At 69.4% G+C, this 24,469-nt stretch carries 20 protein-coding genes; 8 read left to right on the top strand and 12 right to left on the bottom strand.

From position 1 onward, the window contains the following. The first annotated feature begins 98 nt into the window (after positions 1-98). A complete protein-coding gene (locus tag ACIRQP_RS28635; RefSeq protein ID WP_403894706.1) occupies positions 99-1,574 on the top strand; it encodes a bifunctional transcriptional activator/DNA repair enzyme AdaA in 1,476 nt (491 codons plus the stop codon). 66 nt (positions 1,575-1,640) lie between these two features. Here ACIRQP_RS28635 and ACIRQP_RS28630 read toward each other — a convergent pair whose 3' ends face one another. Beyond that, positions 1,641-2,633 carry a helix-turn-helix domain-containing protein gene (locus ACIRQP_RS28630; RefSeq protein ID WP_403894536.1) on the bottom strand — a complete coding sequence of 331 codons (993 nt, stop codon included), beginning with the start codon at positions 2,631-2,633 and terminating at the stop codon, positions 1,641-1,643. A 364-nt stretch (positions 2,634-2,997) separates the two neighbouring features. On the opposite strand from ACIRQP_RS28630, the gene ACIRQP_RS28625 reads away from it, so the two are divergent. Both ACIRQP_RS28625 and ACIRQP_RS28620 read left to right on the top strand, forming a co-directional pair. Next, on the top strand, positions 2,998-4,458 hold the full coding sequence (locus ACIRQP_RS28625) for a protein phosphatase 2C domain-containing protein (RefSeq protein ID WP_403894533.1): 1,461 nt from the start codon (positions 2,998-3,000) through the stop codon (positions 4,456-4,458). Positions 4,459-4,507: 49 nt separating this feature from the next. After that, positions 4,508-6,250: a pyruvate dehydrogenase gene (locus tag ACIRQP_RS28620; protein WP_403894530.1), complete on the top strand. Its 1,743-nt coding sequence runs from the start codon at positions 4,508-4,510 to the stop codon at positions 6,248-6,250. 37 nt (positions 6,251-6,287) lie between these two features. Here ACIRQP_RS28620 and ACIRQP_RS28615 read toward each other — a convergent pair whose 3' ends face one another. After that, complete coding sequence (locus ACIRQP_RS28615; RefSeq protein ID WP_403894528.1) at positions 6,288-9,395, bottom strand: alpha-mannosidase; 3,108 nt, start codon at positions 9,393-9,395, stop codon at positions 6,288-6,290. 229 nt (positions 9,396-9,624) lie between these two features. On the opposite strand from ACIRQP_RS28615, the gene ACIRQP_RS28610 reads away from it, so the two are divergent. Further along, entirely contained in the window at positions 9,625-10,017 is a 393-nt protein-coding gene (locus ACIRQP_RS28610; protein ID WP_403894525.1) for an ATP-binding protein, read from the top strand. Positions 10,018-10,199: 182 nt separating this feature from the next. Here ACIRQP_RS28610 and ACIRQP_RS28605 read toward each other — a convergent pair whose 3' ends face one another. Further along, complete coding sequence (locus ACIRQP_RS28605; protein ID WP_403894523.1) at positions 10,200-11,264, bottom strand: DUF2637 domain-containing protein; 1,065 nt, start codon at positions 11,262-11,264, stop codon at positions 10,200-10,202. Positions 11,265-11,474: 210 nt separating this feature from the next. After that, complete coding sequence (locus ACIRQP_RS28600; RefSeq protein ID WP_403894520.1) at positions 11,475-12,323, bottom strand: (2Fe-2S)-binding protein; 849 nt, start codon at positions 12,321-12,323, stop codon at positions 11,475-11,477. 121 nt (positions 12,324-12,444) lie between these two features. Between ACIRQP_RS28600 and ACIRQP_RS28595 the strand changes: the two genes are divergently transcribed. Then, positions 12,445-13,326: a GntR family transcriptional regulator gene (locus tag ACIRQP_RS28595; RefSeq protein WP_403894518.1), complete on the top strand. Its 882-nt coding sequence runs from the start codon at positions 12,445-12,447 to the stop codon at positions 13,324-13,326. 61 nt (positions 13,327-13,387) lie between these two features. Here the strand turns inward: ACIRQP_RS28595 and ACIRQP_RS28590 are convergent, their stop codons facing one another. The 7 genes from ACIRQP_RS28590 to ACIRQP_RS28560 form a co-directional block, all read right to left on the bottom strand. Then, positions 13,388-14,155, bottom strand: a complete 768-nt coding sequence (locus ACIRQP_RS28590) for an enoyl-CoA hydratase/isomerase family protein (protein ID WP_403894515.1) — start codon at positions 14,153-14,155, stop codon at positions 13,388-13,390. A gap of 62 nt (positions 14,156-14,217) precedes the next feature. Continuing rightward, positions 14,218-15,471 carry a cytochrome P450 gene (locus tag ACIRQP_RS28585; protein WP_403894512.1) on the bottom strand — a complete coding sequence of 418 codons (1,254 nt, stop codon included), beginning with the start codon at positions 15,469-15,471 and terminating at the stop codon, positions 14,218-14,220. A gap of 101 nt (positions 15,472-15,572) precedes the next feature. Beyond that, positions 15,573-16,943 (bottom strand): cytochrome P450, encoded by a 1,371-nt coding sequence (locus ACIRQP_RS28580; protein ID WP_403894509.1) that lies wholly within the window; start codon positions 16,941-16,943, stop codon positions 15,573-15,575. Positions 16,944-16,952: 9 nt separating this feature from the next. Then, positions 16,953-17,543, bottom strand: coding sequence for a GTP-binding protein (locus tag ACIRQP_RS28575; protein WP_403894507.1), 591 nt, complete (start codon positions 17,541-17,543; stop codon positions 16,953-16,955). Then, positions 17,518-17,898, bottom strand: a complete 381-nt coding sequence (locus ACIRQP_RS28570; protein ID WP_403894504.1) for a DUF742 domain-containing protein — start codon at positions 17,896-17,898, stop codon at positions 17,518-17,520. Before ACIRQP_RS28570 ends, ACIRQP_RS28575 begins: the two co-directional genes overlap by 26 nt. Next, complete coding sequence (locus tag ACIRQP_RS28565) at positions 17,895-18,305, bottom strand: roadblock/LC7 domain-containing protein (RefSeq protein WP_403894502.1); 411 nt, start codon at positions 18,303-18,305, stop codon at positions 17,895-17,897. Before ACIRQP_RS28565 ends, ACIRQP_RS28570 begins: the two co-directional genes overlap by 4 nt. Next, the gene (locus tag ACIRQP_RS28560; RefSeq protein WP_403894704.1) at positions 18,302-19,450 is read right to left on the bottom strand and encodes an ATP-binding protein; all 1,149 of its coding nucleotides are present in this window, start codon (positions 19,448-19,450) and stop codon (positions 18,302-18,304) included. Before ACIRQP_RS28560 ends, ACIRQP_RS28565 begins: the two co-directional genes overlap by 4 nt. 791 nt (positions 19,451-20,241) lie before the next feature. Here ACIRQP_RS28560 and ACIRQP_RS28555 point away from each other — a divergent pair. Both ACIRQP_RS28555 and fumC read left to right on the top strand, forming a co-directional pair. After that, positions 20,242-21,903, top strand: coding sequence for an NAD-dependent malic enzyme (locus ACIRQP_RS28555; protein WP_403894499.1), 1,662 nt, complete (start codon positions 20,242-20,244; stop codon positions 21,901-21,903). Then, entirely contained in the window at positions 21,900-23,363 is a 1,464-nt protein-coding gene (gene fumC / locus ACIRQP_RS28550; protein ID WP_403894496.1) for a class II fumarate hydratase, read from the top strand. The genes ACIRQP_RS28555 and fumC overlap by 4 nt, the downstream gene beginning before the upstream one ends. A gap of 67 nt (positions 23,364-23,430) precedes the next feature. Here fumC and ACIRQP_RS28545 read toward each other — a convergent pair whose 3' ends face one another. Then, complete coding sequence (locus tag ACIRQP_RS28545) at positions 23,431-23,733, bottom strand: hypothetical protein (protein ID WP_403894494.1); 303 nt, start codon at positions 23,731-23,733, stop codon at positions 23,431-23,433. Between the two features lie 151 nt (positions 23,734-23,884). Here ACIRQP_RS28545 and ACIRQP_RS28540 point away from each other — a divergent pair, with 151 nt between their 5' ends. Next, a complete protein-coding gene (locus ACIRQP_RS28540) occupies positions 23,885-24,469 on the top strand; it encodes a short chain dehydrogenase (RefSeq protein ID WP_403894491.1) in 585 nt (194 codons plus the stop codon).

The raw sequence follows: 24,469 nt of genomic DNA, 5'->3' as shown, positions 1-24,469 counted from the left end.
CCCGGACCGCGGGACGCGCCGGGGCGCCGTACGCGCCGAGTGTGGCGTCCGAAATCCGCCAGTCCGGTGGTCCGGGCCGTCGCACACTGGAAACCGTGATGGACGAGGAGACGAGATACGAGGCGGTCGCCAGTCGCGACGCGCGTTTCGACGGCGCGTTCTTCTTCGCCGTCGAGACGACCGGGATCTACTGCCGGCCGAGCTGCCCCGCCGTGACGCCGAAGCGGAAGAACGTACGGTTCTACCCGACCGCGGCCGCCGCCCAGGGCCATGGCTTCCGCGCCTGCCGACGGTGCAGGCCGGACGCCGTGCCCGGGTCGGCGGAGTGGAACGTACGCGCCGATGTCGTCGGCCGCGCGATGCGGATGATCGGCGACGGGATCGTGGACCGGGAGGGCGTGCCGGGGCTGGCCGGGCGCCTCGGCTACAGCGCCCGGCAGGTGCAGCGCCAGCTCACCGCCGAGCTGGGCGCCGGGCCCGTCGCCCTCGCCCGTGCCCAGCGGGCGCACACGGCACGGGTGTTGCTCCAGACGACCGGGCTGCCGGTTACGGAGATCGCGTTCGCGGCCGGCTTCGCGAGCGTGCGCCAGTTCAACGACACGATCCGGCGGATCTACGCCCGTACCCCCAGCGCGCTGCGCGCCGAGTCGGGGACCGGGGCGGGCACCCGCACCCTGACCGGGCCCCCGGCGCTCCCCGCGGACCGGGCGCCGCGCACCGATGTGCCGCGTCTCACCGGCATCCCCCTGCGGCTCGCCTACCGGGGCCCCTACGCCGAGCGCGAGGTCTTCGACCTCCTCGCCGCGGAAGCGCTCCCGCACACGGAAGAGGTGACCGGCGAACCCGGCGCCCGCACCTACCGCCGTACGCTGCGGCTGCCGCACGGCCCCGGCTTCGTCTCCGTGGACGAGGCCCGGCCGGCCGGCGACGCACGGGACCCACGCGACCCACGCGCCCGGAGCGGCTGGCTGGAGGCGCGAATCCACCTCACCGAGCTGCGCGATCTCACCACCGCCGTACAGCGGTTGCGCCGGCTCTTCGACCTCGACGCCGATCCGTACGCCGTGGACGAGCGTCTCGGTGCCGACCCGCGTCTCGCCCCGCTCGTCGCGGCCCGCCCCGGGCTGCGCTCGCCCGGCGCGGCGGAACCGGAGGAGTACGCGCTGCGCGCGCTCGTGGGCCACGCGGCGGCCGTGCGGCTCGTCGAGAGATACGGCGAGCCGGTGAACCGCCCCCACGGCCGGCCCGACCGGCTGTTCCCCGAGCCGGCCGCCCTGCGTACCGACCCGGTGGCGGGCCCGCTCGCCACCGCGCTCGCCGACGGCACCGTACGGCTCGACCCCGGAGCGGACCGCGACGAGGCCGAGCGGGCTCTGCTGACCGTGCCCGGGGTGACCCGTCGTACGGCGGCGCTGATCCGGATGCGGGCGCTCGGCGACCCGGATGTGGCGCCCGAGGGCGAAGGCGACGACGAGGCGTGGCGGCCCTGGCGGTCCTACGCGACACGGCATCTGTGTCTCGACGCGGACCACGCCGTACCCGTCGGCACGGGCGGGGAGCCGGGCTCCGCGTGACGGATCACCAGGCCCGCCAGGACGAGCTGCCGCACTTCCGTCCGCCCCACCCGTGCGGGACCGGGCTCAGGGCCGCGGGTCGCGCGCCACCCAGCCCTTCTCGTAGGCGTGCCAGCCCAGCTGGAGACGGGTCGTCACCCCGCTCAGCTCCATCAGCCCCTTCACCCGGCGCTGTACGGTGCGCAGCCCCAGGTCCAGCTGTTTGGCCACGCTCGCGTCGGTCATGCCGACGAGCAGCAGGGACAGGATCTCCAGGTCGGTGGTGTCAGGGCCGGGAAGGCCGAGCTCCGTGACCGTGCCGCCGGTGCCGAGCCGTAGCGGCAGCGCCTCGCGCCACACCGCCTCGAAGAGCCCCAACAGCGACTCCAGCAGTCCGCTGGCGTGCACGACCAGGGCCGCCGGCCCGACCCCACGGCCCGTCAGCGGCACCATCGCCAGGGCGCGGTCCGCCACCACCAGCTTCGTCGGTACCCGCTCGGTCACCCGGACCTGCTCGTCGCGGCCGAGCGCGGCGGACAGTTCGGTGACACCGGTGGGCAGCGAGAGCACCTCGCGTTCGAGCACCACCCGGTACACGACCCCGCGCGCGGCCGCCCGCTCCTCGGCCTCGTTGTCCATCCCGGTCATGGCCACCGGCCGGCCGGTGACGAAGGCGCAGACCTCCTCCGCGGCGCCCAGTTGCAACTGGCGGAAGCGGTGGGCCACCGCGCTCGCGCCCGTCACCACCTCGATCAGATCGTGCACCGCGGGCTCGGTGGCCTCCGCGCGGTACTCCTCCGCGAGCAGCACGGCGGCCAGTTCGGCCTGTTCCAGCTCATGGCGGTGCTGGGTGAGCAGCGCGCCGAGCGCGACGGCCGGCGGCGCCGCGACCCAGCGTCCGGCACGGGACGAGGACCGCGCGGCCAGGCCCTGCCGTTCCAGCCGGCGCAGGGCCCGTTCGGTGTCGGGCTCGGGGAGCGCGAGCCGATGGGCCAGATCCGCCACCTCCGCGGCGCCGATCGCCACCAGCGCGCGGTACGCGGACTCCTGTCTCTCGTCGAGACCTATCGCTCCCAGCATCCCTGCCTACCCCTCCCTGGACGCCCGCGCGGCCTTCCCGGCCGCACTCTTTCCGCCACGGGTCGTGGCGGAAACCGGCCACGGCGTAAACCCGCCGCCCTCATCATCCCTGTACAGGCCGTCTGTCTGCCAAGGTGGCGCCATCACAGCGGCACCAGACCGGTCATATGCCACCTGGGTATGCATGACTTGGCTCTGCTCGAATCTGTGAACGTCCGCCGGGCGTCCTTCCCGTGGGGGGTGGGGTCGCCCGGCGGATTCCGGGTTTCTCCCCGCCCTCTTCTCGCCACCCTTTTTCCCCGCGCCCCGTTTTCTTTTCCCCGCGCTCCGTTTTCGCGTCCCTGCCGCGGTCGAAAATAGGGTCATGAGCCAGCAGGGGGAGAAGTCGGCCGACGGCGACTGGTGGAACCGGCTGTACGACGCGTCCACGCCGGACACCGGTCCGGCCCCGGCGGCGGGTGACACGCTCGACGACCGCTTCGACTCGGCGGCGGACGCGGTGTCGGAGGCGGTGTCGGAGGCGGTGTCGGACGCGGTCGTGGACTGGATGTCGGACGTGGCCGGGACGTGGCCGGAAACCGTGGCTCCGGAGCGACCGCGACCGCAGCCCCCCGCCGCGTGGGCACCGTGGGAGCCGGCCGCTCCCTACACGCCCAGCGACGCGCGACCGCTGCCGGGCGCCACGGCCGAGTCACCCCGGTCCCAGCCCACGCCCACGCCCCGGCCCCCGGACCCGCGCCGGCCAACTCCCGTCGCCTCCGCGCCCCGTGAGCCCGTCACCCCCGCGCCCCGCGAGCCCGCCGTCCCGCCTGCCCCGCCCGCCCCCGTCACCCATGTGGGCGACAGGCCGCCCACCTACGACCCCGAGCCCACCGCCCTGCCCGCCGCGCACGCCGACCGGATGGACGAGATCGTCGCCGACACCGTCCTCGACGGCGCGCGCTACGGCGCGTACACCCTGCGCGCCATGTCCGTACGGGGCGACTCCGCGCGCTACTGCGGCGATCCCCGCCGCGACGCGCTGCTGACCGCCCGCTTCGGGGACGGCGCCGACGCGCTCGTGCTCGTCGCCGTGGCCAGCGGCGCCCGCGCCACCGAGGGCGCGCATCGCGCCGCGGCGGACGTGGTCCGGTGGATCGGCGGCGCCGTCGGACGCAGCCACGGCAGCCTCTCCGCGGACATAAGGGCGGACCGCAGGGGCGATCTCAAGTCCGGGCTGCACCGGCTGACCGACCGGGGGTTCGGCAAGCTCCGGGCCCGCGCCGCCGAACTGGGGCTGCCTCCGGGGCAGTACAGCGCCGGCCTGCGCTGTCTGCTGCTCTCCGCCGATCCCGACTGCCGTACACGCGTGTTCTTCGGGGTCGGTGACGGCGGTCTCTTCCGGCTCAGGGACGGTGCGTGGCAGGACCTGGAGCCCCCTGTCGCCGAGCCCGCCCCCTCCACCGGCGCGCCCGTGACCGGCTTCGGCCCCTCGCCGGCCGAAACACCCGAGGGCGACCGGCTGACGATGGATCTGGCGATCACGAAGCCCCCGTCCCCGTACGCCCCCTCCCCGTACGCCCCCTCCCCGTACGGCGAGGAGCCGCCTCCGCCGCCCGAGCCGTTCCGGTTCCGCGCCTCGGTGGCACGTCCGGGTGACGCCCTCCTGCTGTGCAGCGCCGGTCTGTCCGAACCGCTGCGCGGTGAGCCCGCCCTCGCCCGCGAACTGGCCGACCGCTGGGGTCCGGGCGGTCCACCCGGTATGGCCGAGTTCCTCGCGGACACCCGGCTGCGGGTGAAGGGTTACGCCGACGACCGCACGGCGGTCGGCGTCTGGGAGGCGTAACCGCGTCCGGCATGCGTTGATGGACACCGGACAGAAGGGGTGCGCTTCCATGGCCAAGCAGAGTGTGGCGGAACAGTTCGTCGACCTCCTCGTCAGGGCAGGGGTCAAACGGCTGTACGGGGTTGTCGGGGACAGCCTCAACCCCGTCGTCGACGCCACCCGCCGTACCCGCGCGATCGACTGGATCCAGGTCAGGCACGAGGAGACCGCCGCCTTCGCGGCCGGTGCCGAGGCCCAGATCACCGGCAAGCTCGCCGCCTGCGCCGGCTCCTGCGGCCCCGGCAATCTGCATCTCATCAACGGCCTCTACGACGCGCACCGCTCCATGGCGCCCGTCCTCGCCCTCGCCTCCCACATCCCGTCCAGCGAGATCGGTCTCGGCTACTTCCAGGAGACCCACCCGAGTCTGCTGTTCGGCGAGTGCAGTCACTACAACGAGATGATCTCCAACCCGAAACAGATGCCGCGCCTCGTCCAGACGGCGATCCAGCACGCCATCGGGCAGAGCGGCGTCAGCGTGGTCACGCTGCCCGGCGACATCGCCTCCGCGCCCGCCCCCGAGAAGGCGGAGGAGCACGCGCTCGTCACCTCCCGGCCGTCCGTACGCCCCGGCGACGCGGAGATCGACAAGCTCGCCCGCATGATCGACGAGGCGGACCGGATCACCCTCTTCTGCGGCAGCGGTACGGCCGGCGCGCATGCCCAGGTGATGGAGTTCGCCGAGCGCGTCAAGTCCCCCGTCGGGCACGCACTGCGCGGCAAGGAGTGGATCCAGTACGACAACCCGTACGACGTCGGGATGAGCGGACTTCTCGGCTACGGCGCCGCCTACGAGGCCACCAACCAGTGCGATCTGCTGATCCTGCTGGGCACGGACTTCCCGTACAGCGCCTTCCTGCCCGACGATGTCAAGATCGTCCAGGTCGACATCAGGCCCGAACACCTCGGCCGCCGCTCCAAGCTGGACCTCGCCATCTGGGGAGACGTCCGCGAGACCCTGACCTGTCTGACGCCGCGCGTACGGGCCAAGACGGACCGTAGGTTCCTCGACAAGATGCTGAAGAAGCACGCCGACGCGCTGGAGGGCGTGGTCAAGGCGTACACCCGCAAGGTCGAGAAGCATGTCCCGATCCACCCCGAGTACGTCGCCTCCGTACTGGACGAACTCGCCGACGAGGACGCCGTGTTCACCGTCGACACCGGCATGTGCAATGTCTGGGCGGCCCGCTATCTCACACCGAACGGACGGCGCCGTGTCATCGGCTCGTTCAGCCATGGCTCGATGGCCAACGCGCTGCCGCAGGCCATCGGGGCGCAGTTCACCGACCGGAACCGCCAGGTCGTCTCGATGTCCGGGGACGGCGGATTCTCCATGCTGATGGGCGACTTCCTCACCCTCGTCCAGTACGACCTGCCGGTGAAGATCGTCCTGTTCAACAACTCCGCGCTCGGCATGGTGGAGCTGGAGATGATGGTGGCCGGGCTGCCCTCGTACGGCACGACCAACCACAACCCGGACTTCGCCGCCGTCGCCCGCGCCGCCGGAGCTTACGGGGTACGGGTGGAGAAGCCCCGGCAGCTCGCGGGCGCGCTCAAGGACGCCTTCAAGCACAGGGGCCCGGCGCTGGTCGATATCGTCACCGACCCGAACGCACTGTCCCTCCCACCGAAGATCAGCGCCGACATGGTGACGGGATTCGCGCTCTCGGCCAGCAAGATCGTCCTGGAAGGCGGGGTGGGCCGCATGGTCCAGATGGCACGCTCCAACCTGCGGAACGTGCCCCGGCTGTGATACCCACGGCCCGGTTCACCCCGTTCGCCTCAAAGGCTCAGGCGGGCGTGAGCCGCAGCGTCAGGATCTGGAACGGCCGCAGCCGCAGCCGCAGTCCCTCCTCGTCCGTCTCCGCGTCGTGCAGCGGCCGTTCCAGCAGATCCGTCACCCGCGCCCCGATCACCGGGAAACCGACCCGCAGCGTCGCCTCGGCCCGGCCGCCGGCCGACTCGTAGAGCCGTACGATCACATCCCCGCTCCGGTCCTCGGCGAGCTTGACCGCCTCCACGGTCACCGCCGGGTGGTCGACATTCACCAGCGGCACCTGCTCCGGCGCCGGTGCCACACGCAGCGGCAGATTGAGCGCCAGGCCCTCCCGTACGGTCTCCTCCACCGTCCCGCCGGGCAGCAGCGCGTACCGGAAGCGGTGCGTGCCCAGATCGGTCTCCGGGTCCGGGCTGTGCGGTGCGCGTAGCAGCGTCAGCCGTACGGTCGTGCCGAGCCCGTCGGGGTGCGGCGTCCGGGTCACATCGTGCCCGTAGGTCGAGTCGTTGAGCAGCGCGACGCCGTAGCCGGGCTCCGCGACCCGCAGCCAGCGGTGCGCGCAGATCTCGAACCGGGCGGCGTCCCAGCCGGTGTTGTCGTGCGTCGCCCGGTGCACATGGCCGAACTGCACCTCGGCGGTGGACCGTTCGGCGTGCACATCGAGCGGGAACGCGGCCTTGAGGACCTTCTCCGACTCCTGCCAGTCGACCTCGGTGACGATATCGACCCGCCGGGTGTCGGCGGTGAGCCTGATCTCCTGTGTGATCCGGGACGCCCCGAACGTCCGCACCACCCGTACCGCCGCCCTCAGCGGCCCCTCCTCGATCAGCTCGACGGAGTCGGCGGCGGTCAGATCGGTGTGCCGGCGGCGGTAGTGCCGGTCGATGTCCCAGGCGTCCCACTGATTGGGGTGGTCGGGATGCAGCTGCAACAGATTGCCCCGGCCGCCGGGCGCGAGCACCTCACGGTCCGCGACGAGATCCCTTACGGAGGCGAGCAGCCCGTCCGCGTCGATGACCACCTCCAGTCGCTGATCGCGCAGCACGTAGCCGCCGTCGGCCGGCACGGCCGTCACGGGGGCCGGGGCGAGCGGGGTGAACGTGCCCGGCGCCACCGCCCTGACCAGGGCCGGAGCGAGGACCTCACCGTCGGCCAGCGACTGCGTCACCACACCCTCCGCCACATCGGTGGCGCGGGCCGCGATGACATCGCGGCGGGCGAACGGGGCCGCGTTCCACACCCCCACCGCACTCCCGTCGCCGCCCAGCGCCGCCAGCGCGTCCCCGATGATGCCCGTCAGCTCGTCCCGTACCGCCGCGTAGGTCGCGCGCGCCTCCCGGTGCACCCAGGCGATCGACGAACCCGGCAGGATGTCATGGAACTGGTGCAGCAGCACCGTCTTCCAGATCCGGTCCAGCTCCTCGTACGGATACGCGTACGGAGCGGCATGGCCCCCGGAGCGCAGCGCCGCCGCCGTCGCCCACAACTCGGCCTCCCGCAGCAGATGTTCGGCACGCCGGTTGCCCTGCTTGGTCTTGGCCTGGGTGGTGTACGTGGCACGGTGCAGCTCCAGATACAGCTCGCCCGACCAGACCGGGGCCCGGTCGCCGTACTCCTCCTCGGCCGCCGCGAAGAAGGCCGCCGGGTGCTCGATCTCGACCCGGGGCGAGCCCTCCAGGGACTTCAGCCGCCGTGCCCGCTCCATCATCTCGCGGGTGGGGCCGCCACCGCCGTCGCCCCAGCCGAACGGCACCAGCGAGCGGGACGCCCGGCCCTTCTCGGCGAAGTTCCGCTCAGCGTGGGCCAGTTCGGAGCCATGGAACTGCGAGTTGTAGGTGTCGACCGGCGGGAAGTGGGTGAAGACGCGCGAGCCGTCGATGCCCTCCCACCAGAAGGAGTGGTGCGGCATCTTGTTGGACTGGTTCCAGGAGAGCTTCTGGGTGAGGAACCACTTCACCCCGGCGAGCTTCGCCAACTGCGGGAAGGCCGCCGTGTATCCGAAGGAGTCGGGCAGCCAGATCTCCTCCGTCTCGACGCCCAGCTCTTCCAGGAAGAACCGCTTGCCGTGCACGATCTGCCGGGCGAGCGCCTCACCGCCCGGCATATTGGCGTCCGACTCCACCCACATGGAGCCCACCGGCGCCCATGTCCCGTCCACCACCGCCTGCTTGATCCGCTCCCAGATACGCGGCTGATGGTCCCGCACCCAGGCGTACTGCTGCGCCTGCGAGCAGGCGAAGACCAGCTCCGGGTAGTCGGCGGCGAGCGCCGTGACATTGGCGAAGGTGCGCGACGCCTTCCGTACCGTCTCCCGCAGTGGCCACAGCCAGGCCGAGTCGATATGGGCGTGCCCGGCCGCCGAGATCCGGTGGGCGCTCGGGGACGCTGGCCGGGAGAGCACCTCCGTCAGCTCACCGCGCGCGGCGGCGGCCGTGCCCGCCACATCGTGCAGATCGAGCGCGTCGAGCATGGACTCCAGGGCGCGCAGGATCTCATGGCGGCGTGAGCGGTCGGCGGGCAGCTCGCGCATCAGCTCCGTGAGCACCTCGACATCGAGGATCAGATGCCAGACCTCCTCGTCCAGAACGGCCAGATCGGCGGCGGTGAAACGGTAGAGCGGACGGTCGCCCGCGGTCAGTACGTCACCGAGGAGCGTCGGCCGGAAGTCGTGCAGGACGGCCGGATTGGCAGCCGCCTCCAGCAGCAGACGGACGGGCTCGCCACCGGCCGCGGGCGCGGCGACGGGGATGTGCCGGTCGCGTGGATGGATGCCCTTGAGGGGGACGCCCGCGGTGTCGTACACCAGACCTTCGGCCTGGAAACCGGGCCCCGCACCGGTGAATCCGGGGTCGATGACCACCTCGACCGGCCGCCCGGCCCAGGACTCGGGGACCACGCCCTCCAGCCGGAACCAGCTGGTGGACCAGGGAGAGCCCCACTCCGTACCGGTCGTGAACGGCTCGTAGGAGCCCTGGAGCGCCTGCTCCACCGGTACCGGCTCGCCCGGCGCGTGCCAGACGGAGAGCGAGAGCGGCTCCCGGGCCGCGTACTGCGCGGGACGGATGAACTGGCGCAGCGCCCGTTCCAGCCGCCCTTCCACCAGGGATCGGTCGTCGTGCATCGGTGCTCCTCGCTCCTCGGGATCGGATCGCACGGTTTCACTCCCCCCTCACTTCCCCGGGCAGTCCTCGCGCACCCGCCGCGCGCCGTCTGCCCCCACCGCCGCGATCAGGTGATGAACACCATGAGTGGTCCATTCCGGGTGGGGAATGCATCTCCTGTACGCATACGAGCGCGGGGCGGGTCCGGACCAGCGGGGAGAGGGACGTCATGAGCGGGGGGAAAGAGTGATGAGAGATCTGCGACGCAGAGTGGGGGGCGCCGATCTCGCGGCCGTTCCCGAAGTACGCCACGCGTTAAGGGAGATGCTGCGGCACTGGCAGGAGCGGGACTCCGCGGCGGTGGCGGAGCTGCTGATCAGCGAGCTGGTCACGAACGCGCTCGTGCATACGGACGACGGCGCCGTGGTCACCGCGACCTTCGCGGACTCCCGGCTGCGGGTGGAGGTGCGGGACTTCGTCGCGGGGGTGCCGACGCCGCCCGCGCCGGAGCGGCCGGTGCCCGACGACGCGACGCACGGCAGGGGGCTCGCGCTGGTACGGAGCCTCGCGGACGACTGGGGGATACGGGCGAGGCCGGCGGGCAAGGTGGTGTGGTTCGAGCTCAACGGCGAGGCGGCGTAAGACCGGTGAGGGAGGGAACTCGGTAAGGGAGAGAGCCCGGTAGGGGAGAGAGGGCGGTGAGGGAGAGAGTGGGGCGGGACGAAACAGCGGACCGGCGTGACGGCTGTCCGTCACACCGGTCCGAGTGCTGTTCCCCCGAGGTCGCTCCAGCCGACCTGTCCGCGTCAGCGAAGCTGCCCGCGTCAGCCGAACTGCTGCTCCAGATCCTTGAGTTTGCGCTCCAGGGAGTCGAGCCTGGGCAGCGCCATGGTGTCGTCCTCCGCGGTCAGGTCGACCGTACGGGGAGTCTCAGTGGCCTTCACGGGCTGAAGGGAGAGCCGAGAGCGCTGGTTGAGCTGACCGGGCTCCAGCTCCACTATGGCAGGCTCCGCGGCGGCTTCGACGGCTTGCGGCGAGCCCGATCCCGAGTTCATGGCAGGAAGGGCCACCTGACGGCCACCACGTCCCCGGCCCCAGGCTCGGTGCTGACGGTTGAGCGCCTTGATCTGCGCGCGGTCCAGCTTCTCCTGCTCCCGCCTGCGGTGCCGGTTGTGCTCCTTCTGGCGGCGGTCCTCGCGAACCTCGTCGACCGCCTCGTCCAGCGTACGGACGCCTTCGAGCAGCATCAGCGACCAGGCGCCGAAGGTCTCGCGGGGGGCCCGCAGCCACCGTACGATCCGGATCTGCGGCAGCGGGCGGGGGACAAGGCCCTGCTCGCGCAGTGCCGCACGGCGGGTCTGCTTCAGCGCGCGGTCGAACAGGACCGCGGCCGAGAGGGACATGCCGGAGAAGAACTGCGGAGCGCCTTCATGGCCGAGACCCGTGGGGGCGTGCACCCAGTTGAACCAGGCGGCGGCACCGGCGAACGTCCACACCAGCAGCCGCGAGCCGAGGGCCGCGTCGCCGTGGCTGGCCTCGCGCACCGCGAGCACGGAGCAGAACATGGCCGCTCCGTCGAGACCGAACGGGACGAGATACTCCCAGCCTCCGCTGAGGCCGAGGTTCTCCTGGCCGAAGCCGACCAGGCCCTTGAACGAGAGCGCGGCGGCGACCGCCGCGCAGCAGAAGAGGAGCGCGTAGGAGGCGATGCCGTAGATGGCTTCCTTGCGCCTGCGGCGCTCCTCGCTGCGTTCCCAGGAATCCTCGATGGGTGCGGGCTTGTCAGCCGCGCGCTTGCCGCGCGCGAACACCGCGGCCGCCACCAGGATTCCGACGAGCAGGACGACGCCCGGAAGCAGCCAGTTCAGCGATATGTCTGTCAGTCGCATGCGGTGTTCCTTGCATCGCAGTAGGGCGTTTGGGACGCCATTTTGGCGGAAGTGCGGTGACGCTCAGGGGGTTTCGGGACAAGAGAACACCAACGAGGCGGTGCAGCACGTAAAGAGGCACGAACGGCTGACACCGCCGTTCGGCAGGTGACTGTCATGTTCGATTAATATCACCCCTGCGGGTGGCGTGGGACCGAGGGTGACGCGGAGTCAGACGCCCGCGGAGAGCCTCCGGACCCGGTCGTTGTCGCAGGTACGCGGACAGGTGACGCAGGTGTCCTCGGGGCGCAGCGTGTAGAAGAGGCAACAACTGGCCCGGTCACGGGTCGGCAAAGATTCGCCGTCGGGACCGGTCAGCTCGCGGAAACCCGCCGTCCCGACATACGGCGCGGTCGTGCCCGGCATCAGCCGCTCCAGCTCCGCCATCGCGTACCGCTCCTCGCCCAGCAGATGGGCGATGTACCAGAGGCCCTCGACGATCTCGTCGGTCGCCATCCCCCACAGCGCTCGCCGACCGCGCCGCATCCGCGGGGCGAAGCCGTCGAGAACCGGCGCGAGATGGCCGGCGACGGCCGCCCGCACCTCGGCGCGCAGGGCCTCCTCGTCCGGGACGACCCGGGCGCCGGGCAGTGCCGCGGCCGGGTCGTCCGGCAGACACGCGAAGTCGTCTATCCGGACGGTCATCCGGCCCAGCGTCCGGTGGAAGGACACGGCCTCGACGGGCAGGCGGGGCACTCTGCGGTGCAGGAACCAGGGCACGGTGATCAGCAGACAGGCCGGCCAGGCGTACCGGTGGAAGGCGAAGCCGGCGACCACATCGGGGCGCGCCTCCTGTCCGTAGTCTCGACGCACCTGCGCCTCGTCCCAGGCGAGAAACGTATCGAGGGCCGCGCCCCCGGCCGCCAGATCCGCCGCGCTCACCCAGCCGCCCTCGGCCGGGGGCCGCTCACTCTCGGTGAGCTGGTCGATGCTCAGCGCGGGGAACACCTCTGCCAGACGGGCATACGCGTCCGTCACGGGCGAGGCGAGGTGGCCGGGCAACAGGGTGGGCAGGGTCATGCAGGGACCACCGAATCGGGATCGTTTGCAGGTAAGCCTTACCTTACCCGATGTGATCGAGGTTTGAACTGCGGCCCGGTCGGCCTATCGTGCACAGGCGAGGAGAAGGAGGTGGACAAGGATGGAACAGGGCAGAGCGCGCGACGCGGCCGAGTCGCGGCCGTACGCGGCGGGGACGTCGGGAACGTCCGGGGCGTCGGCCGCCGGGTCCCGGCGGGTGCCGGAGCAGGTGCGCGGCGAGCACACACACGGTGAGCGGGACCGGTCCGGCTGCCCCACGCGGTCCCCGTCACCGCCCCCGTCCCCGTCACCGTCACCGTCCTCGTCCCCAACACCGCCCTCCTCCCCGTCGCCGTCCCCGCATCCGTGCCCGTCCTCGCCGGTACGCCGTCATTCCGTACGCGGACAGATCCTCGACGCCCTGCGCACCGCGCTCGTCAGCGGTGAGCTGGCCCCCGGAGAGGTCTACTCCGCCCCCGTGCTCGGCGAGCGCTTCGGTGTCTCCGCCACCCCGGTACGCGAGGCCATGCAGCAGCTCGCACTGGAGGGCGCCGTCGAGGTCGTGCTCAACCGCGGCTTCCGCGTCATCGAGCGCAGCGCCCGTGAACGGGCCGAACTGGCCGAGGTACGCGCCCTGCTCGAAGTGCCGGTGATGCTGCGGCTGGCCCGTACCGTATCCGCCGAACAGTGGGCGGAACTGGCCCCGTTGGCGGAGGCGACGGGCGCCGCGGCGGCCGTCGGGAACCGCGCGGCGTACGCGGAGAGCGACCGAGCCTTCCACCGCGCGCTGCTCGCCCTCTCGGGCAACGAGCAACTGGTCATGGTCGTGGACGATTTGCACCGGCGCTCGCAGTGGCCACTGGTCAGTGCCCCGGCCGTACGCCGTGCCGATCTCATCGCGGACGCCGCGGAACACTCCGCGCTGCTCGACGCGTTGATGGCGCGGGATCTGCCGGTGGTGCGGTCGCTGGTACAGGAACACGTCACGGGCTCGGCCGGCTGAACCGCACGGATTGCCCGGCGCCACCGTTCTCGGGGCGCTTCGAGTCACCGGTTCGCCGGTGTCAGCGCTGGCGGGAGGCGGCCGCCGCCATTGTCAGCGCCGAGGTCATCAGCTCCGCGTCGAGGAGAGTGGTGTCCGCGAGACGGTTCGCGCCCCCGTAGGCGTTCAGCATCACCTTGGCGGTCCGCAGCGCCGCCGCGGACCGGCGGACCATCGGCCTGACCCACGCCTCGACAGTGTTGTCGAGTTCGTCCACCGGGACGACCTTGTGCAGGACGGACAGCTCCACCGCTGTCGCCGCGTCGAAATTGTCACCGGTCAGCAGCAGCTCGCGGACCTTGGCGGCTCCCGCCTCCTGTATCAGTCTGGGCAGGGCGCCTCCCCAGGCCGGAGGCATACCCAGAGCGAGTTCGGGCATACGGAAACGGCAGTCGTCCGCCCCTGCCCGCAGATCGCAGAACACCGCGAGAGCGAGTCCCGCCCCTATGACGTCGCCGTGCAGCCGGGCGACGGTGACCACATCGGCCGTCGCGAGCGCGTCGCAGACCCGGCGTGCCTTCTTGGCCAGGGTGCGAAGGCTCACCCCACTGGGGTCCGCGGCCAGGAATTCGGCGAATTCCGCGCGGTCTCCACCGAGACAGAAGTTGTCCCCCGCGCCGGAGAGGATCAACACCCGGATTCCCGGGTCGTTCTGAAGGGTGCTCAGTACCGAGAGCAGATCGTCTAGGAGCGTGCCGGAGACGGCGTTGCCGGTCTCGGGGGAGTTCAACTCCACCTTCAGCACGGGCCCTTCCTGTATGACCCGGAGTGCCTTGAACTCTTCCACCACGCCGTTCCCTGTGTATGTGTCAGTTCTCAATGTGTTGCGTCGCTTTTTGCCCTGACCGCAGGTCAGGCTCTGGTCACCGGGAGTTCCAGAATCCGCCGGAAACCCACGCGGGGCGCCCAGACGGGATCCCCGTCGAGACGGAGATCGGGCAGCCTCCTCAGCAGGGACGTCAGCAGGGTCGTCGCCTCCAGCCGGGCCAGCGGCGCGCCGATGCAGTAGTGGATCCCGCCGCTGAAGCTGAGGTGCGTGGCCTTGCGCCGTACGTCGAAGAGCTCCGGCTCGGCGTGCTGCTCCGGGTCGTGGTTGGCGACGCCGACCATGAGATGCACCATCTGGTCCCGCTGGATATCCGTGCCGCCCAGGGTGGTGTCCTCGGCGGCGACCCTGCTGACCACGTGGTTCGGCGAGTCGTAGCGGAGCACCTCCTCGATGGCTCCCGGTATGTGCTCCGGATGCGTGTGCAGCCAGCGCAGTTGGCGAGGGTGCTTCAGCAGGAGCCACACCATGTGGGAGAGAAGCGTCGCCGTCGTCTCCGGCGCGGCCAGGAGGAAGAGGAACGAGAGGAAGTAGACGGCTTCGTCGGCCGTCTCCTGGTCGACTTCGAGGCCGTCCCAGGTCCGCAGCCACTCCGAGATCGGATCGTCGCCCGGCTCGCGGCGGCGTTCACGTATCACCGCGGTGAAGTACTCGCGCAATTGGGCGGTGGCGGCGTCCGACAGCGCGAGCTGGCTCGGCGTCGGGAGCAATTCCTGCGAGAACACCTGATCACGGGTGAGTGAGCGGAGCCAGTGATAATCGGAGGGCGGCAGGCCGAGCCATTCACCGATCGTGATGATGGGCAATTCTTCGCTGACCAGCGAACTGAAATCGACCCGACCGCTCCGCAATTTCTCGGTGAGCTGGTCGAGCAATTGCTCCGTGGTCTTCTCGATCGAACCCTTGGAATTCGCGAGGGATTTACGGTCGAAGGTGTTTCCGACCGACCGCCGCACCCGGGTGTGGTGCGGCGGGTTCAGTGCGGGCAGTGTCTTTCCCATTTCCCGCGAAGAGGAGGCGTTCCAACGGGTCGCCGCGCCCTGCCTGGCGCGCCACTCGCTGTCGGGAACCTGCCAGGTCTTGTTCCTCAGTACCTGGTCACAGAGGTTGTAGGAGGTCACCAGATGCCCACCCCAGGGGGCGGGGATGATACCCCCTATTGCTCTGAGTTCTGCGTAGAGAGGCAATGGATTCGATTGGCCATTGGATGTACGCAGACGAGAGAATATCGAGACTACAGCGCGTCGATCTACCGACGAGGTAGTCAGGGAGGGCTCCACGGAGACTCCTTTTCAAGGCATCACGTAAGATTCGCCCACCCTGTCTACCCCTACGGTTGAACCTTCATGCGAAGGTAAAGGACCCCGCTTTGTTGCGGATCTCACACCTTCCACCAGGCGAGGAATCCGCTCCAGAAGCTACCCTTCTGCGGCTTGTTCTGCGGCTCCCGCACGGGGGCATTTCCGGCAGTACGTCCGCTGTTCGCCGGATACGGTACCGATGCCGACTTCTCTTTCCGTACCGGGGTGAAACGGGCCGGAAGGGCGCTGAGCGCCCGGTGGAACGGGCCGGGCCGGGAGAGCAGCGTGTCCGCGGGCACCGCCAGCTCGATGTCCGGCAGGCCGTTGAGGAGCTTCTCGATGGCCAGTACGGAGATGAGCAGCGCCGGGTCCTTCGCCGGGCAGGCGTGCGGGCCGGCGCCCCAGGCCAGATGCGCCCGCTTGCTGAGCGTCTGACGGCTCACGGACAGGGCCGGGTCGGTGTTGGCGGCGGCGAAGCTGATGAGTACGGGATCACCGGCGTCCAGCTTGCTGCCGTTGAGGTCGACGTCGTACAGCGGGTAGTGCGCGGCGTAGTTGGCTATGGGGGTGCTGTTCCAGAGGACGTCGTTGATGGCGTCCTCGACCAGCAGGCCGGCCGAGTGCGGTCCGTCGGTGTACCTGTCGTCGGACAGCAGTACCCGCAGGGAGTTGGCGATCAGATTCGACAGCGGCTCCGTGCCCGCACCGATGAGCAGCAGGAGCTGATGGACCATCTCCTCGTCGGTGAGCCCGACCGGATGCTGCATCAGCCAGGAGGTCACGTCGTCGCCGGGCTTGGCCCGCTTGAGCGCGACGAGTTCGCCCAGCCCCTCCATCAGGACCTCGTTCGCCTTCTCCGCGTCGATGCCGTCGAAGATGCCGGAGAGCCCGAAGACCAGCCGGTCACCGATCTCGGCCGGGCAGCCGAACAGGTCGTTGAAGACGAGCAGTGGCAGCACCTGCGCGTAGTCGCCGATCAGATCGGCCTTGCCCCGGCCGCTGAACTGGCTGATGAGGTACGAGGCGACGCGCTCGACATGCCGGGTCACCCGGTGCGTGTCGATCTTGGCCAGGCTCTCCGTCACGGCCTGACGGAGCCTCAAGTGCTCGGCGCCGTCGGTGAACATCGGGTTCGGCCGGTACATCATCATGGGCAGGACCGGGCTGTCGAGGGGCACCCGGCCCTCGTTCAGCGCGCGCCAGCGGCGCGAGTCCCGTGCGAAGGCCTCGGGGTTCTGTAGCACATGGAGCGCCGCCGCGTAGTCCGTGACGAGCGAGGCCTCCACCCCGGGGGCCAACTCCACCGGCGCGGCGGGGCCGTAGTGCCGCATGTGCTCGTAGAAGGCGTCCGGGGCGGCAGCGAATTCGGGACCGTGCAGGGGCACGCGCAAACCGCTGTTGTGCGCCGGGCAGCCAGGTGGTGGGTCCTGGAATTCCGAATGAGATTGCATGCCGAACTCCTAGCGAAGGCGTGACTGGAGGTAACGGACGAGGACGATGAGAGCGTTCGCTGATGACCGTTGGTCCCGCGCGTCACAATTGACGAGGGGCGTCTCGGGGAGCAGGTCGAGAGCCTCTCGTATTTCCTCGTCCTGATGAGTCTCGGTGTCGTCGAATCGATTTACCGCTATGGTGTAGGGAATTCCGTAGTGCTCGACCAGGTCCATCACCGGGAAGGACTCTTCGAGGCGCTCGGGATCCACCAGCACCAGTGCGCCGAGGGCGCCCCTGGACATGTCTTCCCACACCTGGACGAAGCGCTGCTGCCCGGGTGTGCCGAAGAGGTAGAGGACCAGCCTGTCGCTGAGCGTGAGGCGGCCGAAGTCCATGGCCACCGTCGTCGTGGTCTTGCCCGGCGTGCCCTTGAGGTCGTCGATTCCCTCGCCGGCCTGCGTCATCAGTTCTTCGGTGCGCAGCGGCGGGATCTCGGACATGGTCCCGATGAATGTCGTCTTTCCCACGGCGAAATGCCCGACCACCAGAATCTTCGCGGCGGTCTGCACCGACTCGCGTAGATAGACACCGTCATCCAAAGCGGGCTTGAAGGCCATTCAGCACCTCCTCAAGTATGTGCCGGTCGACGAGTTTCGCGGCAGGTATGGGGGCGCGTGTGAAGATATACCCCTCCTCCGTGAGGTCGGACAGCAGGATTTTGACGACACCCACCGGGAGCTGAGAGTGTCCGACTATTTCGGCGACCGAGAGATAACCCCCTGAACACAACTCCAGCAGACGGCGCTTCTCAGGATCGAGATTCCCCGTTCTGGGTATGTCCTCGGCCGCTGTGACCAGAGTGATCAAGGAGAACTCGTGGTCACTGAGCAGGCTGCGGCCGTTGGTGATGACATACGGTCGCACTAATTGCGGGGCTATTGGTTCCTGATCCGGCTCATCTGATGTGGTCATGCCTTGGTGTCAGCAATCTCGCGAGGGGGACTGGTCAGGGATTTGCCGAGCTGGCCGACGAGCTGCTGCATACGGAAGGTGATCTCGGCCATGTCGACGTCGGGCGACGCTGAAACGGCGAGGTAGGCGCCCTCGCCGGCGGAGATGAGGAAGACCCAGCCGTGGTCGAACTCCACCAGCGTCTGGCGCCACTGCGGCCGGTTGCTCGGCGGGCCGCCGCAGAAGTCGGCGACCGTTCGGCTCAGCGACTGCATTCCGCTCATCGCCGCGGCGACGGTGTCGGCGTGATCCTTGCCGACATCCTTCGAGCGGGCCATGAGCAGACCATCGGCCGAGACGAGGATCGCGTGCCGTGCTTCGGGCACTTCAAGGGCACTGTCAAGCATCCATGACAGATCGTAATTCACTGAGTCTCATGCCCTTCGCTGCTTGAGTTGGTGGTACGGCGGCCCGACTGCGTACCCCGCTGGAACGCGCCCATGACGGAGGCGGCTTGTTCGCTGGAGCGAGCCGGGGCGTCCGAACTGTCGGCGGTCGGCACGATGGATATCGCGCCCCTCCTCCGCCGTTTCGGGAGACCGCCGAATGTGGTCGGGGGAGCCACCGGATTCTCCTCGGGCGGCATCGGGGAGGACGCTGCCACGGTGGAAAACTCCTTGGGCTCGGGCTTGGGCTCGGGCGCACGCTCTGGCAGGGCGGTGAGGAGCTCGTCGGGGAGCAGCACCACCGCGCGCACACCGCCGTAGGGGGACGTGGAATCCACGGACACGGTGAAGCCGTAGCGAGCGGCGAGCACACCGATCACGGTGAAGCCGAACTGCGGCGGATTGCCGAGACCGGAGACGCCGGGGGAGCGTTCGCTCGACAGGAGCTTGGCCGCCCTGGCCTTCTCTTCCTCGTTCATGCCGACACCCGCGTCATCGACGATGATGCAGACGCCCTTGGGCACGGGCCGGATGTTGATCTCGATCACTGTTTCCGGTGCCGAGTAACTGGTGGCGTTGTCCAGCAGTTCGGCGAGGGTGAGCGCGACCGGCTCGACGGCCCGGCTGACAATGGCGAAATTACTCTGGGCCCGGATCTCGGCACGGGTGAAGTGCCGAATACGGCCCTTCGCGCTGCGGACCACGTCGTACAGCGAGGCCGGATCGCGCTGGCGACCGAGCCATCCGTCGCAGAGCACGGCAATGGACTGCGCACGCCGGGCGAACTGCGAATTCATGTGGTCGATGTCCAGGAGGTCCTGGAGAATCTGGAGTTCGCCGTACTTGTCCTGAAGTTTGGTGATGGCCAGCTGCTGTTCGCTGGCGAGGCCCTGAAGTGTCCGCATAGCGGACTTCAGTGCGGTCTTGGTGGCTTCTTCCGCCCTGTCCTTGGCCTCTTCCACGGCCTCCGCGTAATGGTCCTCAAGGGTGGCGTAATGAGCCTTGAGCTCCTGTTTCTCCTTCCGTAGCTCGGCGATCGATTTTCTTCCGCGAATGATCGCGGTCGCGGCGACAGGAGTACCAGCGATCAGACCCCAAAGCGCTGGATCCTGGAAGTATTGCGTCATAAGACTCTCTTCGGGCGACTGGGCCACCAGGTACTGAATGTCTGGAGGGTGCGTTCGGGTGATCTCGCGGTCACAGACATATCGCGGTCACTGATTATGGGACGGGTCGGCGCATGCTCGCCTGCCGGACTGCCTTGAAGGCCCGGCTAATGGCATAGTTCTCCCCCGGGGGTGGCGGAATTCTGGGCCGATGCGCTGACTTTTCCTTTTATGCCTTAGCGGGTTTGGCACCGCTTGGCAAGCTTGGCGATCTTATCACCACACGATGGGGTGACGTACATGTCGTTCTGTTCCGTTTCTGGCATCTGACGGAAATTCAGCAAGGGTCCCCTTTTGGGGTTGTTGGTGATCGTTCCCTGTCCGTCACGGGGTGTCGCGAGCCGGAATCATTGCCCGAATTACGGGTGATGTGTTCCTTTTGCTCTTCCGGTGGGGGTGTACCGGAGGCGTCAACCCGGCGCGTTCATGGCGAGCCGGTGGTGAGGTCGTGCGAAGGCCGTAACGGTACGCGCGGCGGTGTACGTCCGGAAGGGTGGCGGGGCGGGTCGCCGCCGGGGCGGCCTGGGGCAGCGTCTGGATAATCGGGCCGACCCTGCCGCCGTATCTGCTCTCACGCGCGATCGCCACTGGGGTGCGCGCGGCCGAGAGGTTCGCGTCGGCCACGGGGGTTCGCGTCGGCCCGGACTCGGGGAAACGCCTGGTCCAGGGCCTTCCAATGGCGCCGACCGGGGAAAAGCTCAAGCATGGAACGGGGGAACGGACGGAGTGACGATACCCGTGGAGTGGTTCTCATGCCGATGCATACACCTCCGGTCCTGCTCGATCCGCTGACCAATCGCGGTACGGCCTTCACGGCCGAGGAACGGGAGCGCCTCGACCTGGTGGGCCGGCTGCCCGACGCCGAGCTCACCCTCGACCAGCAGGCGCTTCGTGCGTACGAACAGGTGCAGAGGGAGCCGACGGACCTGGCGAAGTTCATCAGCCTCGACCAGCTGCACGACCGCAACGAAGTGCTGTATTACCGACTGTTGTCTGATCATCTCGCTGAGTTGCTGCCGATTGTCTACGATCCGACGGTCGGGGCGGCGATCGAGCGGTACAGCCACGACTACCGGCGCCCTCGCGGAGTCTTCCTGTCGATCGACCGGCCGCAGGATGTGCGCCGCTCCTTCGAGGCACTGCGCCTCCACCGCGACGAGGTCGACCTGGTGGTGGTCACCGACGCCGAGGAGATCCTGGGCATCGGTGACTGGGGCGTGCAGGGTGTCCAGATCTCGGTGGGCAAACTCGCCGCCTACACCGCCGCCGCCGGGCTGCACCCGGCACGGTGTCTGCCGGTGGTGCTGGACGTCGGGACCGACAACGAGAATCTCCTCAACGACCCCCTTTACCTGGGCCTGCGCCACAGCCGGGTCCGGGGCAAGCGGTACGACGCGTTCATCGAGACGTACCTGGAGACCGTCTCCGAGCTGTATCCCAACGCGCTGCTGCACTTCGAGGACTTCGGGCCCGGCAACGCCCGCCGCATCCTGGAGACCTACGGGGACCGCTACCGGATGTTCAACGACGACATGCAGGGCACCGGCGCCATCACCCTGGCCGCCGCCCTGTCGGCCCTGAAGATCACCCGCGTGCCGTTCCGCGAGCAGCGACTGGTCGTCTTCGGCGCCGGCACCGCCGGCGTCGGCATCGCCGACCAGTTGCGCGACGCCATGGTCCGCGACGGCCTCGACAGCGCGGAGGCCACCCGCCGGGTGTGGCTGGTCGACAAGCAGGGCCTACTCGTGGCGGGCATGCCGGACCTGCGCGACTACCAGGCCCCCTACGCACGGCCCACCGAGGAGGTCAAAGGCTGGGCGGACGGGGAGATCGACCTGCTGACCACCGTCCGGCACGTATACCCCACCATCCTGATCGGCACCTCCACCACCCCGGGGGCTTTCGACATGGACGTGGTGACCGCGATGGCCGAGCACGTCGAGCGGCCGGTCATCTTCCCGCTGTCCAACCCCACCGAGAAGATCGAGGCCAGGCCCGCCGATCTGATGGCCTGGACGGACGGCAAGGTCCTGACGGCCACCGGCATCCCGCTCGACCCCGTCGAGCACGGCGGGGTGCGCCACGTCATCGGTCAGGCCAACAACGCGCTGCTCTACCCGGGCCTGGGCCTGGGCACCGTCGTCTCCGGCGCGAAGCGGATGACGGCCGGGATGCTGCTCGCCGCGGCGGAGGCGGTCGCCGGGCAGGTCGACGCCCGCGCCCCGGGCGCGCCCCTGCTGCCGCCGGTGGCGAACCTGCGCGCCTCGTCGGCGACGGTGGCGGTGGCGGTGGTACAGGCCGCTGTCGAGGACAAGGTCGCCACGCGTCGGCCGGATGATCTGGTCCAGGCCGTGCAGGACGCCATGTGGCAGCCGGTCTACGGACCGCTGTCCGAGAAGGAGGAGTCGCCATGACCGCCCGTCACCAGAACGCCGATGAGCGGCCGCCGAAGGTACGGGACGTGCCGATCGGCATCGACGCCACCGGCCACCGCCGCGAAACCGACTCGATGGGCGCCATCGAAGTGCCCGCCGACCGCTACTGGGGCGCCCAGACCCAGCGGTCCCTGATCCACTTCTCCATCGGGGACGACCGCATGCCCAAGGCCGTGTACCACGCCTACGGCTACGTCAAGAAGGCCGCCGCACTCGTCAACGGCCGCCAGGGCCGCCTGCCGCGGTGGAAGGCCGACCTGATCGCACACGTGGCCGACGAGGTGATCCACGGCGCCCTGGACGACCACTTCCCGCTGTACGTGTGGCAGACCGGCTCCGGCACCCAGAGCAACATGAACGTCAACGAGGTCATCGGCAACCGAGCGATCCAGCTCGTCGGCGGCGCCCTGGGCTCCAAGACACCGGTCCACCCCAACGACCATGTCAACATGGGCCAGTCCTCCAACGACACCTTCCCCACCGCCATGCACATCGCCGCCGTACGGCAGATCGAACAGCACCTGCTCCCGAAGGTGAGGGAACTTCAGCGGGCGATGGAAGCCAAGTCCCGTGACTGGTGGGAAATCGTCAAGATCGGACGCACCCACCTCGAGGACGCGGTCCCGCTGTCCGTGGGCCAGGAATGGTCCGGCTACGCCGCCCAGCTGTCCGGCGCCGTCGACCGTATCGAAGCCACGTTGCCGGGCCTGCACCAACTGGCCGTCGGAGGGACCGCGGTCGGTACCGGTCTCAACGCCCCCGAGGGCTTCGGCGAGCACGTGGCCGAGGAGATCGCCCATCTGACGGGTTACCCGTTCCGCACCGCCGCCAACTCCTTCGCCGCCCAGGGCGGTCTGGATGCCATGGTGGCGGCCTCGGCCGGGCTGAGGGCGCTGGCCGTACCGCTGATGAAAATCGCCAACGACCTGCGCTGGCTCGCCTCGGGCCCCCGCTGCGGCATCAGCGAACTCGCTCTGCCCGCGAACGAACCCGGCAGCTCCATCATGCCCGGCAAGGTCAATCCGACCCAGTGCGAAGCGATGGTCATGGTGTGCATCCAGGCACTCGCGGAGGACAGCGCCATCGCCTTCGCCGGCAGCCAGGGCAACTTCGAACTCAACGCCATGCGGCCCGTCATCATCAACAACTTCCTGCACTCCGCCCGCATCCTCGGGGACGCCGGCGAGAAACTGCGCGTCTACTGCATCGAGGGCGCCGACCTGCACCGTGAGCAGATCGACAGCTACCTCGCACGCTCCCTGATGCTCGTCACCGCACTCTCACCGGAGATCGGCTACGACAAGGCCAGCCGCATCGCCCACAAGGCCGACGACGAGGGGACCACACTTCGCGAAGCCGCCCTCGCCACCGGCTACATCACCGCACAGGACTTCGACCGCATCGTCGACCCCAGGAAAATGGTCAACCTCAACCACTGACGTGGTGAACGAACGATCACCACGTAGCGCCGTTGTCGTCCGCGCCCTCACCGCGGCGTGGTGGCGGTCAGCGGGTGAATCTCACCGAGGCGAAAGCGAGGAGACCGTCTTCGCCGGGTTTGAGCCGGGTGGCGTCGCCCCCGCATTGCTTCGCGCTGTAGAAGGTCGCGACACGGTCGGTGGAGTTCTGCGGGTCCTGGGCGTTTCCGACGCTGTAGCACAGGCCGTCCGTGGGGTTCTCCAGGACGATCGGGCCGTATTCCGACGTATAGAAGAGAAGCCCCTCGGCCGCTCGGGCGTCGAGCGGGAGGCCGACACAGAGAACAGCGGCGGCACCGGCGGTGACCAGGGTCCTTCCGAGACTCTTCACGGGAACCTCTTTCTGTGTGTGGGGGAGGAAGTGGAGCGGGGGCAGTCTGGCCATGCCGTTACGCGCGTATGCGCCCCTTCACTCGAACAGCCGCTGCGAAAACGTTCCTTCCTCACCCGTTCGTGGGGCGGCCGATGGCATGATCGGCGGCGTGAAGGTACTCGTCGTAGGTGCGACAGGAACGATCGGCAGCGCTGTTGTCAGCGCGCTGAGCGTCTCTCACCAGGTGATCGGCGCATCGCGCGGTGGTCGGGTCCGGGCGGATCTGGCGGATCCGCCCTCCTTGGACGCGCTGTTCGACACGGTGGGCGATCTCGACGCCGTGGTGTGCTGCGCCGCCAGTGGTCCGCTGGTGGACCTGGACTCGGCGACGGACGAGGAGATGGCCGCCGGGACGCGGGGCAAACTGCTCGGGCAGGTGGCCCTTGCCCAGCGGGCTTTGCGGCATCTGCGGGACGGCGGCTCCGTCACGCTGACCGGAGGCACGTTTCCCGCCCCGCTGCCGGGCGGTTCGCTGGGTGCTCTGATCAACGCCGGGCTGGAGGGTTTCGTCCGCAACGCGGCGAGCGAGCTGCCACGCGACCTCCGCATCAATCTGATCAGCCCCGGCTGGATCAAGGAAACCCTGCGCGGTATGGGTGCGGACGACATCGGCGGAACGCCCGTCTCCGAGGTCGCCCAGACCTATGTGCGGGCCGTGGAAGGAACGGCCCAGGGGCGGATCTTCCGCCCCTGA

This window comes from Streptomyces sp. NPDC102274 (assembly GCF_044766385.1).
GTDB lineage: Bacteria > Actinomycetota > Actinomycetes > Streptomycetales > Streptomycetaceae > Streptomyces.
Note: the sequence above shows the minus strand (reverse complement) of the source record. Positions and strands in the feature narration are given on the sequence as shown.

Bases quoted from the DNA above. Each gene is read 5' to 3' on its own strand.
- ACIRQP_RS28635 (WP_403894706.1), top strand. From the start codon at position 99: ATGGACGAGGAGACGAGATACGAGGCGGTCGCCAGTCGCGACGCGCGT.
- ACIRQP_RS28630 (WP_403894536.1), bottom strand. From the start codon at position 2,633: ATGCTGGGAGCGATAGGTCTCGACGAGAGACAGGAGTCCGCGTACCGC.
- ACIRQP_RS28625 (WP_403894533.1), top strand. From the start codon at position 2,998: ATGAGCCAGCAGGGGGAGAAGTCGGCCGACGGCGACTGGTGGAACCGG.
- ACIRQP_RS28620 (WP_403894530.1), top strand. From the start codon at position 4,508: ATGGCCAAGCAGAGTGTGGCGGAACAGTTCGTCGACCTCCTCGTCAGG.
- ACIRQP_RS28615 (WP_403894528.1), bottom strand. From the start codon at position 9,395: ATGCACGACGACCGATCCCTGGTGGAAGGGCGGCTGGAACGGGCGCTG.
- ACIRQP_RS28610 (WP_403894525.1), top strand. From the start codon at position 9,625: ATGAGAGATCTGCGACGCAGAGTGGGGGGCGCCGATCTCGCGGCCGTT.
- ACIRQP_RS28605 (WP_403894523.1), bottom strand. From the start codon at position 11,264: ATGCGACTGACAGACATATCGCTGAACTGGCTGCTTCCGGGCGTCGTC.
- ACIRQP_RS28600 (WP_403894520.1), bottom strand. From the start codon at position 12,323: ATGACCCTGCCCACCCTGTTGCCCGGCCACCTCGCCTCGCCCGTGACG.
- ACIRQP_RS28595 (WP_403894518.1), top strand. From the start codon at position 12,445: ATGGAACAGGGCAGAGCGCGCGACGCGGCCGAGTCGCGGCCGTACGCG.
- ACIRQP_RS28580 (WP_403894509.1), bottom strand. From the start codon at position 16,943: ATGCAATCTCATTCGGAATTCCAGGACCCACCACCTGGCTGCCCGGCG.
- ACIRQP_RS28575 (WP_403894507.1), bottom strand. From the start codon at position 17,543: ATGGCCTTCAAGCCCGCTTTGGATGACGGTGTCTATCTACGCGAGTCG.
- ACIRQP_RS28570 (WP_403894504.1), bottom strand. From the start codon at position 17,898: ATGACCACATCAGATGAGCCGGATCAGGAACCAATAGCCCCGCAATTA.
- ACIRQP_RS28560 (WP_403894704.1), bottom strand. From the start codon at position 19,450: ATGACGCAATACTTCCAGGATCCAGCGCTTTGGGGTCTGATCGCTGGT.
- ACIRQP_RS28555 (WP_403894499.1), top strand. From the start codon at position 20,242: ATGCCGATGCATACACCTCCGGTCCTGCTCGATCCGCTGACCAATCGC.
- fumC (WP_403894496.1), top strand. From the start codon at position 21,900: ATGACCGCCCGTCACCAGAACGCCGATGAGCGGCCGCCGAAGGTACGG.